Below are 16231 nucleotides of genomic sequence, written 5' to 3'. Positions count from 1 at the left end.
CGACTATGTCCCCACGTTTAGCAAATAAAACCGCCATCATTACCGGTGCCGGTAGCGGCATCGGCAGCGCCATCGCCACCCTGTTTGCGCGCGAAGGCGCCCGCCTGGCGCTGTTTGATCGCGACGCACACAGCAGCGAAGCGCTGGCGGCGCAGCTACAGCAGCAGTCCGGCCAGCGCTGCCTGGCCTGCGCAGCCGATGTCACGCAGCCGCAGCAGGTTAGCCGCGCGGTACAGCAGGCGCAGCAGGCGCTGGGGGATATTGATATCCTGATTAACTGCGCTGGCGTAAACGTTTTTCGCGATCCGCTGACGCTGGACGAGGATGACTGGCAGCGCTGCATGAACACCAATCTGAAAGGGCCGTACAACCTGATACGCAGCGTCCTGCCGGCGATGCTGGCCCGTCAGTACGGCAACATCGTTAACGTTGCCTCGGTGCACGGGCACAAAATCATTCCCGGCGCGTTCCCTTATCCGGTGGCTAAACACGGGCTGATCGGCCTGACGCGTTCGCTGGGCGTGGAGTACGCCGCGCAGGGCATCCGCGTAAACAGTATTTCGCCCGGTTTGATCATGACGCCAGCCGCTGAAGCCTGGCTGGCGAGCTGTCCGGATCCGCAGGCCGAGCGCGCGCGTCAGGCGGCGCTGCTGCCGTGTAAACGCATCGGCGAGCCGGATGAAGTGGCTTACACAGCGCTGTTTCTCGCCAGCGACGAGGCGCGCTTTATCAATGCCACCGATATCCTGATCGACGGTGGGCGCAGCCAGATGTATCACGAGTAAAGCGGAATCGCCGGTTACGGATGCACGCGCCGGCAATGATCGGCACCTGCCGCCACCGGATGGGCGGCGATATCAGCGCGGTCGGCGCGGATTGTCGCGGTATTGACGTCAAAGCGCTTGTCGCGGTCAGCCAGCAGCGCCGGATTGAGCTGACCGTCGGCGGTAAAGCCCATCATCAGCGTCGGCGCGCCCAGCGGCAGCGTTTTATCGCGGTCGGTATGCCAGGTGTGCCAGGTTTTTCCGTAGGTGTTGACGATTTTGCTCATCAGCGCATGCTCTGCGGCTGGCGGCAGGCCAGGCGCAATCAGCGTACCGGATTTCACTTCATAGCGATGGCTGTGCCAGTACTGCTTTTCCTGCGCCGGCAGCTGCTTAAATAAACGTTCGCTGATGATATATTCCACGCCCATTAATTTGGCGTCTTTTTTGTTACCGTCAAAAATAACCGCCTGCATCACATCGTCATTAAGAATGGTGACGTAGTGATGGGCCTCCATCTGCCCCTGCTGATTTCCGCAGTAATAATGAAAACCATCCAGATACGTATTGATCGCCTCAATCGGCGGCCGCGACTGCAACGCCGCCGCCCCGCTCTCCAGCAGCGCGGTTTTCCCCCCTACCGGCGCACCAGGTGCTGAGACCGGCGAGGCGCTGTTATTCGCGCCACAGCCGGATAATAACAATAACGCCAGCGCGCTAAATACACGGTTTCGCATTTCATCACCCCATTCTTATATTGAGTGATAAACATAGTTAATCAGCGTCAGGACGCGAGCGCAGCGGGAACACTATCCGGCGGCGAATTAAAACCGCCACGCGGTAAATAACAGTCCGCTCAGCTGCCCGGACTGTTCAGCGATCGGACTGTCCGCTGCGTTATTTTCCAGATGCTGCGCGACAAGGCGCGCGCCCACTAGCCAGCTGGAGGTCATCTCATAATCCATACCCAGCTCCCAGCCGACCTTCTCCAGTCCGGCACCCGCGTCATAGCGTGGCAGACCGCTGCGCATGGCCTGTGACGCTGTCACGCCGTATTGCGTTTGCATGTAGTCGCTATCGGCCCAGCTAAAGGTGGGGCCGGTGAACAGACGAACGCTTTCAACCGGACGCCACTGCAGATGCGCGTAGCCGGTGAGCTTAAATCCCTGCTGATTGCCGCCCACATCCTGCGAGGCTATCACGCCCCCTTTGAGCCAGCCGTTCTGATAAGTCGCGGAGGTAAAGGCGCGGGGCGTGACGTCAATGTCGCCCAGTCCGCGCAGGTGCGCATCATCGGATTCCTGGCGTGGCGAGAGGTTGGTCCCAACGCCCAGCGCAAAGGCCCAGCGATCGGTTTTAGCCACCTCCCAGCCAGCACCCAGCAGGTCGTCCACGCCGCCGACGAAAAACGGGCCATACGCCAGTTTGATCGCCGGCACAAAGGTGGTCTGATTATGTTTCGCCCCGGAATAGTTGGGCTTTACGCCAACGCCGCCGCCGATGAAACCGGATAGCGTGTCGTCCGCCAGCACCGGCAGTGTCGCCGGTAGCAGGCAGAACAGGATGAGAGGCTGGGCCAGAGGAAAACGCATCGCTATGTCCTTAAGGTTGCAAAACACCATTCTGATGAGTGGTGCTATTCAACCAGCCGGCTGTAAAGTGCGTTTTTCGCTTCGGTAAAGTTATGTAACAGCCAGCGGCAGGCGCAGACTGAAGCAGGCCCCGCCGCCCTGGCGGTTGCGCACCGTGATGCTGCCGCCGTGATGATGGACAATCGAACGTACCAGCGCCAGTCCCAGTCCGGTGCCGGGCTGCGCGTGGTGCAGTCGATAAAACGGTGCAAAAATCCGTTCGATTTCCTGCGGCGGAATACCCGGTCCGCGGTCTTTCACCTCCAGCAGGAAATGGCGCGCCTCCTGCTGCAGGTGCACTTCAATCTTCTCACCGGCATAACGCCGTGCGTTGTCGAGCAGATTACGCAGCAACCGCCGCAGCAGGCGCGCATCAACCTCCGCTACCACGTGCTGTGCGCTAAGCTCGACCTGGGCGCTGGCGCACTCTTCTGCGGCGATGGCCGTCACATCACTCAGCTCAAATGTACCGCTGACGAGGGTGGTGGCCATTTCCAGCCGGCTGAGCGTCAGGATCTCATCCACCAGTTCATCCAGTTCGGTCACGCTGCGCTGCAGTTCGCGACGCGCGACGGATGCATCATCTGCCAGTAACGCCGCCGCCATCTGAATGCGCGTCAGCGGCGAGCGCAGTTCGTGTGATGCATTGGCCAGCATGGTTTTTTGTGACTGAACCAGCTGTTCGATTTGCGCCGCCGAACGGTTAAAACTGGCGGCAAGCTGCGCCACTTCATCACGCCCGGTGACCAGTACGCGCGCGCTGAGCTGCCCCTGCCCGAGCGACTCCACGCTCTGCTGCAACGACTCCAGCCGCGCTGTCAGGCGGCGGATCACCGGCAGTGAAACCAGCGCCACGCTGACTGCCAGGGCAATCAGCAGCAGGATAAACAACCACGGCCGCTTGATGCGATCGAGGCTGAGCTGGATCACCAGCAGTCGCCCATCCTGCAGTGGCCAGACAAAGCGCGTCGCGTACCAGTCATCAAAACTGCCGCCCGGTACGCTGTGCGCGGGTCGCGGCAGCAGTGGCTGGAGCGGACGGCTCAGCAGAGCCCCATCAGGCGCGAACAGCGCAAAGCGCGCTCTGGTGCGCACCATCCAGCGATCGATGGCGGCGGCCTGCGCGCGCTGTGGCGCGGACGCAGGTGGCAGGTTTTGCTCCACCAGTTCAGCAAAGGTAGCGAAGGCATCGCGATGGCGGCTGTCATCGTTATTCCACAGCCACAGCACGATGGTTAGCGTGACCACAATCAGCAGCGCGCCGCTGAAAGCAAAAAATATCTGCAGATAGAGTGGAAAATCAGTGAGACGTTTCATCAGCCGGGCTGCGCCGAAAACACGTAACCGACACCGCGCACCGTGATAATCCGCGTTGGCGCGCGCGGATCGTCACCAATCGCCTGACGAATGCGGCCAATGTGGACGTCAATCGCCCGGTCAAACGGGTCATAATTCTCGCCGCGCACCGCCTGCCAGATCTGTTCGCGCGAAAGGACGCGGCCCGCCTGACGCGCCAGCGCCACCAGCAGATCGAACTGCAGCGAGGTCAGCTGACAGGATTGCTGCGCCAGCGTGACGCTGCGCGCGGCGGTGTCGATCTCCAGCGCGCCGCTGCGGATCACATTGCGCCCGGCGGCGGTGCCTGCCGGGCGGGTACGCCGCAGCACAGCGCGCATACGGGCCAGCAGCTCACGTGGTTCAAACGGTTTGGGCAGGTAATCATCGGCACCGACTTCCAGCCCGATGATGCGGTCAGCCGGATCGCCCCGGCCGGTCACCATGATGATGGCCGGATCGTGCTGATAGTCACTGCGAATCTGGCGGCACAGCGCCAGACCATCGGCATCGCCCAGCATCAAATCCAGCAGCACCACATCAAATGGCTGCTGCTGCATGCGGTAATGGGCATCGCTGACGCTGGCGCTGTGCTGCACGCTGAATTCGTACTGCGCCAGCCATGGCACAATCATTTGCGCCAGCCGGTTATCATCCTCAATCAACAAAACCGAGGTCATCGCGTTACCCGCCAGAGGAGTGGTTAATGAGATACAGACAGCGCCGTTTGTTAATAAGTTTCGTGAGTGAACAGACGATTCCGCTATCATGAGTGAACGCTCATAAAACAAGGCTGCACCGATGAGAGAGTTACCGCCTACCGCCATGCTGCGCGCATTTGAAGTGGCGACGCGCCATCCGACCTTTACCGCCGCCGCTGAAGAGCTGTTTATCACCCAAAGCGCCGTCAGCCATCAGCTCAAAAACCTGGAAGAGATCTGGGGCGTGCAGCTGTTTCAGCGCGGCAAAACGCTGAGTCTGACGCCAGCCGGCGCGGCGCTGGCACCGATCGTGCGCGAGTTTTTCAGTAATCTGGAAACCACCTTAGCCGACTTACGCGAGCAGAAAGGCCGCGTGCGGCTGCGCGTGAATACCACCTACTCGTTTGCGCTGAAGTGGCTGTTGCCGCGCCTGCCGGGCCTGACGCGCCAGCATCCGGAAATTCTGGTGACGCTGGAAAGCACCGATGATGCCATCACCTTCTCGCGCCAGGATTCTGACGTGGCGATCCGCTTTGGCCATGGCAATTATCCGGCGCTGCACAGCGAATTTATGTTTCGTGAACAGCTGTTTCCGGTTGCCAGTCCGGCGCTGCTGCAGCGCTTCGGCACACCGCAGGAACCGGCAGAACTGCTGCGCTACCCGCTGCTGATGCGTGATGGCGCCGATCTGGTGCCAAAGTGGGAGATCTGGTTTAAACAGGTCGGCCTGACGCTGGATGCCTTACAGGAGAGCGTACGTTTTGCCGACACCAACATGACGCTGGAAGCCGCGCTGCTGGGGCAAGGCGTGGCACTGGCGCGCAGCGGTCATGTTGAAAAAGAGCTGCGCGACGGCAGCCTGGTACGGCTGTTCAGCGTCACGTTTTCCTCGCCCGCCGCCTACTATTTCGTTTGTCCGCAGGGCATTGAAAGCCAGCCGCACATCGTTAATTTTCGACGCTGGCTGCTCGCCGAATCACGTCAGGCGCAGCAGGATTATCAGTGAAGCATGAGTATTTACTCATAGCGCAATGATAAATCTTCGCTTTCCAATCCATTTGCGGCTGCATAGCATCAGCCTATGCCTGATTACATTATTGTCTTAACGCTGTGCGCCGCACTGCTGCACGCCAGCTGGAACACCTTACTGCGCGGCGGATCCGATCGCCTGTGGTCGATGACCATTATGTGCGTGGCGATCGCGCTGGTGTGTGCGTTCAGTACGCTGTTTCTGCCGCTGCCGGCGCGCGCCAGCTGGAAATATGCGCTGCTTTCGGCGCTGCTGCACGTCGGCTATAACCTGTGCCTGGTGCGCAGCTACCAGAGCGGCGATCTCGGCCAGACCTATCCGATTGCGCGCGGATCGTCGCCGCTGCTGGTGACCTGCGCCGCCGCGCTGTTTGCCGGCGAGCACATCGCCTTTACTACGCTGTGCGGCATTGTGCTGGTGTCCGCTGGCATTGTGTCGCTGGCGCTGCGCGGCGGCAAACTGGCGCTGCCGGGCCTGCGCTACACGCTGGCGACCGGTGCCTTTATCGCCGCGTACAGCGTTGTGGACGGCATGGGCGTGCGCGTTGCCGGCAATGCATTTGCGTATACCGCGTGGATGTGCAGCTTGTGGGGCATATTAATGCCGGCGGTCTACATCGCGCTGCGCGACAGCAAAAGCCTGCTGCAGTGGCGTCCAGGCGTGCTGAGCGCCGCGGCGGGCGGCCTGGTTTCGCTGCTGGCCTACGGCATCATCATTTACGCCATGACGGCAGCGCCGATGGGCGCGGTGTCGGCGCTGCGTGAAACCAGCGTGCTGTTTGCCGCCGTGCTGGGCGCGCTGTTTCTCGGTGAAGCATTAACGGTAAGGAAAATGCTGGCGTGTGCGGTGATTGCACTCGGCACGCTGATGATCGGTTAAGCGATGAGGAGATGGCAGCATGTCTGAACGTTGTAAAATCGCCCTGCTGGGCCCCGGTGCAATTGGCACCACCGTCGCGGCGGTGCTGCATGAAGCCGGGCGCACCCCGCTGCTGTGTGGCCGCACGGCCCATGCCCAGTTAACGCTACGCTACGATGCAGGCGAAATCAGCGTGCCCGGTCCGGTATTGCATGATGCCTCGCACGTGACACAACGCTGCGATTTGCTGTTCGTGGCGGTTAAAACCACCCAGGTCGCGGACAGCGCCGCGTGGCTGGCCACTCTGTGCGATGAAAAAACCGTGGTGTGCGCGCTGCAAAATGGCGTCGAGCAGCAGAGCCAGCTGGCGCCTTACGTCAACGGCGCCACGGTATTACCTTCGGTGGTGTGGTTTCCGGCGCAGCGCGAGCCGGATGCGTCAGTCTGGCTGCGCGCTCAGCCTCGCCTGACCTTGCCGGATGTGCCGCAGGCCGCGCGCGTAGTGGATGCGCTGCGCGACACGCGCTGCGAGGTGGCACTGGCCGCGGACTTTCTCTCCATCGCCTGGCGCAAGCTGTTACAAAATGCCGCCGCCGGTTTGATGGTGCTGGCCAACCGTCGCGCCGGCATGTTTAGCCGCGGCGATATCACGCAGCTGGGATTAGCCTATTTACAGGAGTGCCTGACGGTGGCGCGCGCGGCCGGTGCGGTGCTCGACGACAGCGTGCCGCAGGAAATTATCGATGGTTTTCACCGCGCGCCGCCCGATCTGAGCACTTCGATCCTGGCCGATCGTCAGGCCAACCGCCCGCTGGAGTGGGATACCCGCAATGGTGTGGTACAGCGCTATGGCCGTCAGCATGCTATTGCTACGCCGATCAGTGATGTCGTGGTGCCGCTGCTGACAGCGGGCAGCGAAGGGCCGGGCTGATAAAATAGGTTGCCGGACGCGCGGGGAGAAACAGCTATGCTGCGAATTGTTTATACAACGGCCAGGTTTTGATTGCGCCGCTACCAAGAGGGTGCGATGTTCAGCTGATTTAAACCATCGCCTCCGCGGCATAATCATGATAACGGCAACAGGACGCACTTATGACAGATTACGTTTTTTATCGCAAACAACAGGTTATCGCCACGCTGGAACGATCGGATGTGAAACGAGCCCGGCTGCTGATGGCGGACGGTTACAGCAAGATGGACGAAGAAATTAATGCAGCCAGCGCGCAGGCGGCGCTGCGGCGGCTGGCTGATATTCGCCATGAAGAGCACATGACCGAACACGCTTTTGCCACCGGTTCGGTATTCAGCGCGGTGGTCAGCGCCCTGTTCAGACACTGACGTTATGCGCCAAACGCCCCATCAATGGTGTGCATGGCGCCGGTGACGAAACCGGCTTCGGGTCCTGCCAGCCAGGCCACCATGCCCGCCACCTCTTCAGAACGGCCATGGCGTTTGATGGCCATGAAGCTGTGCATCAGATCTTTCATCGGACCATTTTCCGGATTGGCATCGGTATCAATCGGGCCCGGTTGCACCACGTTAATGGTGATGCCGCGTGGGCCGAAATCCCGCGCCAGGCCGCGCGCCAGCCCCTGTAAAGCGGATTTACTTAGCGCATAAGACGCCATACCGGGAATCGGCATGCGGTCGCCATTGACCGAACCGATGATGATGATGCGGCCGCCGGCTGGCATCTGTCGGGCGGCTTCAACCGCAGCATGATACGGCGCGTGAATGTTAATGCGGAACAGGCGATCGACCGCGTCCGGATCCTGTTCCAGCGCATCGCCAAACAGGGCGATACCAGCATTAACCACCAGCACATCCAGCGGTCCACTGTCGCGCACGGTGGCAATCACCGCATCGCGCTCTGAGCTGTCGGTATGAACGGCAGCCGAACCGGTTTCGTGCGCCAGTTTTTCGGCGGCCTCGGGCGAACCTGAGAAAGTGAAGGTCACGCTGGCCCCCTCATCAGCAAAGCGACGCACGATAGCCGCACCAATACCGCGACTGCCGCCCAGAACCAGAACCTGCTTATCTTTAAATACGCTCATTTGCATCTCCACGTGTGATTTCTTAGTATGCATTACAAAATGAGCCCGAATTAATGTCAATGCAATTTTGTAGCGAGCACTATAAAATATGAAATCACCTGGTCGTCCCCGTAACTTTGACCCCGAACACGCCGTAGCGGTCGCGCAGGGGTTATTTCATGCCAAAGGTTATGACGCCGTCAGCGTCGCCGATGTCACTGACGCGCTGGGCATCAATCCGCCGAGCTTTTACAGCGCGTTCGGTAACAAGGCCGGATTGTATGCCCGCGTTCTCGATCGCTACGCCACTACCGGCTCGATTCCTCTGGCTGAGATACTGCGCGACGACCGCCCGGTGGCCGAAGCCCTAGATGCATTACTGAAAGCGGCGGCGCTGCATTATGCCCGGGATGAGGTGTGTACGGGTTGTCTGGTGCTGGAAGGAATTCGCTGTCAGGATCAGCAGGCGCGCGAGGCGGCCAGAGTGTTTCATCGCGCCGCTGAGGATACCATCCGGCGCTATATCGCGGCCCGCTACCCACAGGACGCGCAGCGCCTGACCGATTTTGTCAGCACCGTGATGTCCGGACTTTCTGCCAGAGCGCGTCAGGGCCACAGCGTTGAGCAACTGCTGGCCAGCGCGGAGCTGGCGGGTCTGGCGGTGGTTGCAGCGCTTGAGGCGTGATCGCTTTTCAGTGATGTTCTGACTGCGAAGTGATGCCGGTCAACTGGCTGAGTCGGTGTCCGCTACCGACCGCTGGAACATGCGCATAATGCCGCCAAGATGCCAGTGCAGAAGTTCCAGCGCCTGTTCATCCTCGTAATTAGTTAACCGCGCCACGATCGCCTCATGATCGTTTTGCGAACCCTGAAACTCATCCGGCGTGCGCGTCAGGTGATTGAGAAAGGCACGAATGCGGTTAATGCTGGTTTTGTAAAAACCGACCAGCTCGCTGTTCTGGCTGGCTTCAATCAGTGCCATATGAAAGGCCGCATCGGTTTCGCGGTAGGTCTCTGGCGAGTTTTGTAATGCATCGCGTCCACGCGCCAGCTGTTCGTTCAGGCGCGCGATCAGCGCCTGACGATCGTGTTGCAGCGCCAGCTTTAATGCGCCTGATTCCAGAATCTGCCGCATCTCACAGGTTTCGCGCATCTCCCGTTCATTAAACGAAAACACAAAAGTGCCGCGCTGCGGGATAATTTGCACCAGACGCTCCATCTCCAGCTTTTGCAGCGCCGCTCTTACCGGCGTCCGGCTCACGTTAAGCTGGGTGGCAATATCGTTCTCGGAAATTAATGCACCGGGTGCAATCTGGCAGTTCACGATCAGGTCCCGAATATGATCGGCCAGAATGCTGCTCAGTGACTGCGGACGGAGGATGTTTTTCGATGACCAGTCAATGATGAGTTTGTCGGCGGGCATAGCGTGGCGAGCGTCCTTTAAACAGCGAGCATTTAGGGGGTCAGAATGACGGTGGGCACTGTGTTTTGTAGTATACAAGAGACAGATCCCCCAAACAATAACGGGCCTGTTTGAGGGAGCGTTGGGTTATGAGGTGAACAAGTATGTCTGCTGCTGAATATGCGCTGGATTAAGTGCCATGCCCATGCCGGGTCCCTGCGGTACCGGGATTAACCCGTTTTGCGGCACCAGCGGATCGCGCAGGAAGTACTGATGAATATCGTTCCATTTCACCAGATACTCCTGATAAGGCGTGTGGATCGGCGATTGCGTGGTGCTGAAATGGGCCGTCGCGATGCTGGAATGACCGTGCGGGATCACCTGCAGATCGTACAGGGTGGCGATAGCGGCGATTTTTAACGTTTCTGAAAGCCCACCGCACCAGTAAATATCAGGCTGAATCACATCCAGCGCCCCGGATTCAAAGAAGCGTTTGAAGCCCCAGCGCGTGTACTCATGTTCGCCACCCGCCATCGGGATGGACAGTTTATCTTTGAGTCGTTGCATACTGCCGATTCTGTCGGCCATTACGCACTCTTCCAGCCAGCGCGGGCGATACGGCTCGATGCCCTTTGCCAGTTCAAGCAGATACGTCACATCCATCGACTGCCAGCAATCAAACATCAGATCGTAATCATCCCCTACGGCTTCGCGCAGCGTTTTTGCCAGTTCGATATTTTTCTTCAGCCCTTCCCTGCCGCTCATCGGGCCGTGGCGGAAAAACCATTTTTGTCCGCGATATCCCAGCGCCTTATACTCCAGCGCCCGCTCGTGCACCCGCGCCATATCCTGCACCGCAAAGCCCAGCATTGATGCGTACGCCGGTATTTCTTCCCGTAACGAACCGCCCAGCAGGCGAAACACCGGTTGCTGCATCCATTTGGCACGCAAATCCCACAAGGCACAATCCACCGCGCTGATCGCCAGCATGCCATCGCCCTGACGCCCATGAATCTGCGCACGGTACATCTGATCCCACAAACGCTCGGTGTCGCGCGGGTCCTGACCCAGCAACAACGGTCGCAGCTGGCCATGAATGATTGATGCAACGGCATGCGGCACCGGTCCTGCCAGCCCGTCCACGCCCTCATCAGAAACGATCTCAAGAAACACAGTGGTAATGGCAAAACCGTCTTCCAGCTGAACGCCACCGTCATGATTATTCACGGTACGAAACTGCGCATAGATATCGGTGGGACGCGCGAGACGCTCCTCCCAGAAATCACCCTCTCCCGGCATCACACCTTTCACCTGAAGTAACCGGACATCAATAATCTTCATACTACTGCCCCTCACGTTGTTCATTGCTGGCCTGGTAAGCCGGTAAACGCTGGCGACGAAAGATGAGGCTCAGGGTAATGATCGAGAGCATGGCCATCGCCGCCAGCCAGTAAAATCCGCCGTTATAACTGCCGCTGCGGTCGCGTATTACGCCGATGACCCACGGATTCACCACACTGGCAATACTGCCCAGCGCATTGATCAGGGCGAGGCCACCCGCCACCACCGACGCCGGGATAAACTGCGCGGGTAATCCCCAGAACACCGGCATCGCGCCGAAAAAGCCAAATGCCGAACAGCACAAAAACATCATTTTAATCAGCGAGTTATCGAACCATGCGACGCATAACAGCCCGACAAAGGAGAAGATCAGCGCCAGATAATTGGCCAGCAGCCGTGACCCGGGACGATCGGCTATGCGTCCCAGCACCAGCATGCCGGCCAGACCAAATACGTAAGGAATGATGGTGATGAATCCGGTCTGAACATGACTTAAGCCGGTTTCGCTGATGATCAGCGGCAGGAAGGTGCTCACCGCGCCGTTGAGGTTCGCCAGTCCGTAATAGGTGAGGCTGAACAACAACACCAGCGGGCTGAACAGCGCTTTCAGCAGACCGCCGTGGCCGCGCGACGGCAATTTTTGCCGCTCAGCAGCCAGAGTTGTCACCAGCCAGTGCTGCTCATCTGCGCTGAGGAAGCGGGCATCTTCCGGCCGATCGGGCAACGCAAAGGGGACGATCAATCCCAGCACAATCGCCGGAATGGCCTCCAGCAGAAACATCAGCTGCCAGCCGCGCAGCCCCAGCCATCCGTGCAGCTCTAACAACAGGCTGGAAACCGGCGTGCCGATAATCAGCGCAATCGGAATGCCGGTCATAAACGAGGCGATAATGCGTCCGCGCCACGCCACCGGAAACCACAGGGTGAGATAAAACACGATGCCGGGAAAGAAACCGGCTTCAGCGGCACCCAGCAGCGCGCGCATCACATAGAGGCTGTTTTCACTCCACACAAACATATGTGCACCGGAGATGATGCCCCAGGTCACCATAATGCGGGCGATCCACCAGCGCGCGCCCACCCTTTCCATCAGCAGATTGGAGGGCAGTTCAAGGATGGCGTAAGGCAGGAAAAACAGACCGGCGGCGAGGCCAAAACTGGCGGCGCTGATGCCGAGATCGGCATTCATGGTGAGGGCGGCCACGCCGATATTGGCGCGATCGATCACCGCAATCACATAGCAGCCAATCAGGAGCGGAATCAGTCGCCACGACAGTTTACGGATCACCCGCTTTTCAATTTCAGTATCTGTACTTTGCATGGTCTTTCCCGATGTTGGTGTCATGGATAAAAAATGCACTTGTATACAAGTTCTGTTGTATACATTCGCTGACCACTCTTCAATGGGCTGAGTAAGGAAATGAGATATGAAACGTTTCAGCGAGAAGCCGCAAATAAACGTTTATAAGAGGATTGAGCCGGGCGAAGATGAATTAAAAACGTGGTGATTATTCGATGTGAACAGAGTGCGCTGACACACTCCGGGCAGGGTTATTTTATGCGCAGCCATTGTATAAACGCGCGCATGGCAGGTGACATGGCTTTACCTGCTATCCAGCAAAGTGAATAACCTGGGAATTCCATCTCCCAGGGTTGCAGAAGGCGACAAAGCTTGCCGGAGGCCAGCGATGCACTGACCCGTTCCGCCGTTAACTGGGCAATCCCTGCGCCAGCAATAGCAGCCTGCCGCTGCCTTTCGCGATCGTCTACCACCAGATTTCCATGCACGGGAATATCAAAAATTTCCCCCTCATTTAAAAACTGCCAGGGCTCTACCCTGCTACTTCCCGGCCAGCGCCAGCCGATGCAATTGTGATTGAGCAGATCTTCCGGGACTTCAACCGCACCATGCTTTGCCAGATATGCTGGCGCAGCGACCACAATCTGATGGAGCGGCTTGCCTAATGGAATAGCAACAAATCCCGGTTCCAGCACCTCGCCTAAGCGCAGTGATAAATCATAGCCGCCGCGGCTCAGATCGACCGGCGCATCGCTGGTTGTGATATCCAGCTGCACGTTGGGATAATCAGTAAGAAACCCGGCAATATTGTGATCAAGAAACATTTCAGCACCCGACCGAAAAGCATGAACGCGAATCAGCCCCTTAATATCCTGGCTTCTGGCGTGTGCCTGCTGCAGGGTCTCATGCAGATTAGTCATAATGGGTGCAGTCTGAAGAAACAGGGACTTGCCATCATCGGTAAGATATACCGCCCGGGTGGTCCGGTTCAGCAAACGTTGCCCGAGTTGTGCTTCCAGCGCGGTGATTTGCTGACTGACGGCTGACGCGGATACCCCGAGTATTTCCGCAGCGGCTCTGAAATTCAGTTGCTGAGCAACCACGACAAAAGCCCGTAAAGCCAGATACTCCGCGCTGTTAATCATTATTTATGTCCTTTATTAAACGCTACTTAACACACCATTAAGATACAGGAACTTCACGCCTGTAAGTATCTCGTTATAATCACTCAAATCATAATTAATAAATAATATCAGGAGCGCTTTATGCTGCAGGAAAACCTTGAATTAGCGCAGAGATTACAAATTATCGAAGACAAACTGGCTATTTATGAATTGATTGCGTCACATCCTCCCAGCGCAGATACTGCAATGGCGGAATATACATTATCGGTTTATCTGGAAAAGAGTGAATTCAATCGCGGCCCTCATCTTGATGGCGCGGAGGGTGCAGAGGCGATAGCCGCCTTTATTTTGCGACCTGAGCATGAGGAAGCACTGGCTAGCGGATTAGCGCATTTTACCGGATTACCCTTGATTGATCTGCGCGGAGACAGCGCGGTAGTCACCTCTTATTTACAGTTAATTTATCTGGATGATAAAGGCGAATCACGCATGCTGGCCAATCACGGCAGCTCTTCTGGGTATCGCATACATCGCGTTGTAGTGAATCGCTGGGAGTTGAAACGCATTGCGGATCAATGGAAAATTCATCGCAGGACGTTGATTCCGGTGGACGGTAGCGGTTTATCACGCGCATTGCTTTCCCAGGGTCTGAAAGATGTATTCAGCCGGCAATCACGATAATTAACGCGACAAGACAGCTATTGAGCCAGACCACGATGTGCAGCTACGTCATGAACGACAATCCGCTACGAGACTGGCGGCGCAGGTTGGTGTCCAGCATGGCAACGGTCTGGCTATTCCTTTCAGCCAAATCCTTTGGTGATGTACTTGCCAGTAACGTATGAAATTTATCAAAGCCGACATTCTTATCCTGTAGCAACGCAGCATATTTCCCTGTAAATCATCGCCTCACCAAAGAATATCATGTGCAGAATGCTATCAGCTTTAAGCATCAGCATAATGGGTTATTTCAGCCGCTGCGCCTTTTGACAGTCTCATACTCTAACGCTACGCTTAATTGCAAGGATATATGTCGCAAACTTGCGTAAAGATAAAATATTTCCTAAGGTGACCGCCTTTCAGCCTCTTATAGCTTTCATTTCCCTTTGTGAAGTGCCGGCTGCGAAAGCTATAAGATCGCTCCAATTTTACTCATGGGGAGTTTATGAGCACCGGAACGATGACCAATAAACCTGATTTGACCGTTGACGATATTACCGTCATTGACAACAAATTATTGAAACGCGCCGTCAGCGCTGCAGCGCTGGGTAATACCATGGAGTGGTTTGATTTCGGCGTTTATAGTTACCTTGCCGTGATTATCGGCCAGGTATTTTTCCCGGACGCCAGTAATACCGCGCAGCTTATTGCGTCGTTTGGTACTTTTGCGGCCGCGTTTTTAGTGCGCCCGATTGGCGGCATGGTATTTGGTCCACTCGGCGATCGCTTTGGCCGGCAGAAAGTGCTGGCCTTTACCATGATTATGATGTCGATTGGCACCTTCTGTATTGGCCTGATTCCCAGCTATGCCAGTATCGGTATTGCCGCGCCGATCCTGCTGTTGCTGGCGCGTCTGGTGCAGGGCTTTTCCACCGGCGGTGAATATGGCGGTGCCGCCACCTTTATTGCGGAATACTCCACCGACAAACGCCGCGGCTTTATGGGCAGCTTCCTGGAGTTTGGTACACTGGCAGGTTATCTGCTGGGTGCCAGCCTGGTGACCGGTATGATTGCGCTGCTGCCGCATCAGGCGATGATGGACTGGGGCTGGCGCATTCCGTTCTTCCTGGCCGCGCCGCTGGGGCTGTTTGGCCTGTATATCCGCCTGAAGCTGGAAGAGACACCCGCGTTTAAAGAGCACATGGATAAGCGTGAAGAGGCCGAACATAACAAGCCGCAGCTCACGCTGTGGCAAATGCTGCGCACGCAGAGTAAGCCGCTATTGAAGTGTATTGGTCTGGTGCTGCTGTTTAACGTGTCTAATTATATGCTGACCGCCTATATGCCAAGTTATTTAACCGGCATTCTGGGGCTGAGCGAAATATCCGGTCTGCTGCTGGTGATGGTAGTGATGTTTATCATGATGCCACTGACCCTAATGTGGGGCCATTTTACCGACCGCATCGGCCGTAAACCGGTGATTGGTTTCGGCGCACTGGGATTATTAGTGCTGGCGATCCCGGCGTTCATGCTGATTGGTTCTGGCAACATGCTATGGGTATTTGCCGGTCTGGCCGTGCTGGGCTTACTGCATACCTGCTTTAGCGGCACCATGCCAGCGACATTACCGGCACTGTTTGTCACCGATATTCGTTACAGTGCGCTGGCTATCGGCTTTAATTTGTCAGTCTCGCTGTTTGGTGGCACCACGCCGTTAATTACCGCATGGCTGGTCGACACTACGCACAATACCATGATGCCGGCGTATTACATGATGGGTGCCGGCGTGATTGGTTTGTTGACGGTATTAACGCTGAGTGAGACAGCGCGTAAGCCGCTGAAAGGTTCATCGCCTGCGGTGGCGACTAAAGCCGAGGCGCATAAACTAATTGATAAACTGCGTAAACAGCGCAGCCGTAAAAAACAGCAGCCAGCATAATCCCCGCTGATATTCACATCAGGTGCGCTCAATGCGCACCTTTTTTGTGCCCTGCGTCAGACTTATAGCCCAGATAATCGCCCCGGGCTGCGCTAGACTGTCCCTCTCTGACT

17 protein-coding genes are annotated in these 16231 nt (G+C 57.3%); 8 read left to right on the top strand and 9 right to left on the bottom strand.

Features of this window, described 5'->3' with window-relative positions; translation table 11 throughout:
- Positions 1-5 precede the first annotated feature (5 nt).
- The gene (locus tag ABVR31_RS22415; RefSeq protein ID WP_104187187.1) at positions 6-785 is read left to right on the top strand and encodes an SDR family oxidoreductase; all 780 of its coding nucleotides are present in this window, start codon (positions 6-8) and stop codon (positions 783-785) included.
- Between the two features lie 14 nt (positions 786-799).
- Here ABVR31_RS22415 and ABVR31_RS22410 read toward each other — a convergent pair whose 3' ends face one another.
- The 4 genes from ABVR31_RS22410 to ABVR31_RS22395 all read right to left on the bottom strand — a co-directional run bounded on the left by ABVR31_RS22410 (position 800) and on the right by ABVR31_RS22395 (position 4410).
- Positions 800-1501: an OBAP family protein gene (locus ABVR31_RS22410; protein ID WP_372774683.1), complete on the bottom strand. Its 702-nt coding sequence runs from the start codon at positions 1499-1501 to the stop codon at positions 800-802.
- 87 nt (positions 1502-1588) lie between these two features.
- Positions 1589-2356 (bottom strand): MipA/OmpV family protein, encoded by a 768-nt coding sequence (locus ABVR31_RS22405; protein WP_372774681.1) that lies wholly within the window; start codon positions 2354-2356, stop codon positions 1589-1591.
- A 90-nt stretch (positions 2357-2446) separates the two neighbouring features.
- Complete coding sequence (locus ABVR31_RS22400) at positions 2447-3712, bottom strand: sensor histidine kinase (RefSeq protein ID WP_372774679.1); 1266 nt, start codon at positions 3710-3712, stop codon at positions 2447-2449.
- Positions 3712-4410: a response regulator transcription factor gene (locus ABVR31_RS22395; protein ID WP_058775100.1), complete on the bottom strand. Its 699-nt coding sequence runs from the start codon at positions 4408-4410 to the stop codon at positions 3712-3714. Before ABVR31_RS22395 ends, ABVR31_RS22400 begins: the two co-directional genes overlap by 1 nt.
- Before the next feature lie 121 nt (positions 4411-4531).
- Here ABVR31_RS22395 and gcvA point away from each other — a divergent pair, with 121 nt between their 5' ends.
- From gcvA to ABVR31_RS22375, 4 genes are all read left to right on the top strand, one after another.
- Positions 4532-5437 (top strand): transcriptional regulator GcvA, encoded by a 906-nt coding sequence (gcvA, locus tag ABVR31_RS22390; protein ID WP_372774677.1) that lies wholly within the window; start codon positions 4532-4534, stop codon positions 5435-5437.
- 75 nt (positions 5438-5512) lie between these two features.
- A complete protein-coding gene (locus ABVR31_RS22385) occupies positions 5513-6340 on the top strand; it encodes a DMT family transporter (protein WP_338671290.1) in 828 nt (275 codons plus the stop codon).
- Positions 6341-6359: 19 nt separating this feature from the next.
- Positions 6360-7250: an oxidoreductase gene (locus ABVR31_RS22380; RefSeq protein WP_372774675.1), complete on the top strand. Its 891-nt coding sequence runs from the start codon at positions 6360-6362 to the stop codon at positions 7248-7250.
- A 161-nt stretch (positions 7251-7411) separates the two neighbouring features.
- Entirely contained in the window at positions 7412-7657 is a 246-nt protein-coding gene (locus ABVR31_RS22375; protein ID WP_372774673.1) for a hypothetical protein, read from the top strand.
- Between the two features lie 2 nt (positions 7658-7659).
- Here the strand turns inward: ABVR31_RS22375 and bdcA are convergent, their stop codons facing one another.
- The gene (gene bdcA, locus ABVR31_RS22370) at positions 7660-8373 is read right to left on the bottom strand and encodes an SDR family oxidoreductase (protein WP_021509562.1); all 714 of its coding nucleotides are present in this window, start codon (positions 8371-8373) and stop codon (positions 7660-7662) included.
- 88 nt (positions 8374-8461) lie between these two features.
- On the opposite strand from bdcA, the gene ABVR31_RS22365 reads away from it, so the two are divergent.
- Positions 8462-9037 carry a TetR/AcrR family transcriptional regulator gene (locus ABVR31_RS22365; protein ID WP_372774671.1) on the top strand — a complete coding sequence of 192 codons (576 nt, stop codon included), beginning with the start codon at positions 8462-8464 and terminating at the stop codon, positions 9035-9037.
- 39 nt (positions 9038-9076) lie between these two features.
- On the opposite strand, the gene ABVR31_RS22360 is transcribed toward ABVR31_RS22365, so the two are convergent.
- From ABVR31_RS22360 to ABVR31_RS22345, 4 genes are all read right to left on the bottom strand, one after another.
- Complete coding sequence (locus ABVR31_RS22360; protein ID WP_372774669.1) at positions 9077-9775, bottom strand: GntR family transcriptional regulator; 699 nt, start codon at positions 9773-9775, stop codon at positions 9077-9079.
- Positions 9776-9901: 126 nt separating this feature from the next.
- A complete protein-coding gene (locus tag ABVR31_RS22355) occupies positions 9902-11095 on the bottom strand; it encodes an enolase C-terminal domain-like protein (RefSeq protein WP_058781387.1) in 1194 nt (397 codons plus the stop codon).
- 1 nt (position 11096) lies between these two features.
- Complete coding sequence (locus ABVR31_RS22350; protein ID WP_190286096.1) at positions 11097-12416, bottom strand: MFS transporter; 1320 nt, start codon at positions 12414-12416, stop codon at positions 11097-11099.
- Between the two features lie 230 nt (positions 12417-12646).
- The gene (locus ABVR31_RS22345) at positions 12647-13540 is read right to left on the bottom strand and encodes a LysR family transcriptional regulator (protein WP_058758857.1); all 894 of its coding nucleotides are present in this window, start codon (positions 13538-13540) and stop codon (positions 12647-12649) included.
- 120 nt (positions 13541-13660) lie between these two features.
- Here ABVR31_RS22345 and ABVR31_RS22340 point away from each other — a divergent pair, with 120 nt between their 5' ends.
- Positions 13661-14200, top strand: coding sequence for a nuclear transport factor 2 family protein (locus ABVR31_RS22340; RefSeq protein ID WP_372774666.1), 540 nt, complete (start codon positions 13661-13663; stop codon positions 14198-14200).
- 484 nt (positions 14201-14684) lie between these two features.
- Positions 14685-16118 (top strand): glycine betaine/L-proline transporter ProP, encoded by a 1434-nt coding sequence (proP, locus tag ABVR31_RS22335; protein ID WP_031280122.1) that lies wholly within the window; start codon positions 14685-14687, stop codon positions 16116-16118.
- The last annotated feature ends 113 nt before the right edge of the window (positions 16119-16231 follow it).

The organism is Pantoea sp. WEP, from assembly GCF_041678305.1.
Lineage (GTDB): Bacteria > Pseudomonadota > Gammaproteobacteria > Enterobacterales > Enterobacteriaceae > Pantoea > Pantoea dispersa.
Note: the sequence above shows the minus strand (reverse complement) of the source record. Positions and strands in the feature narration are given on the sequence as shown.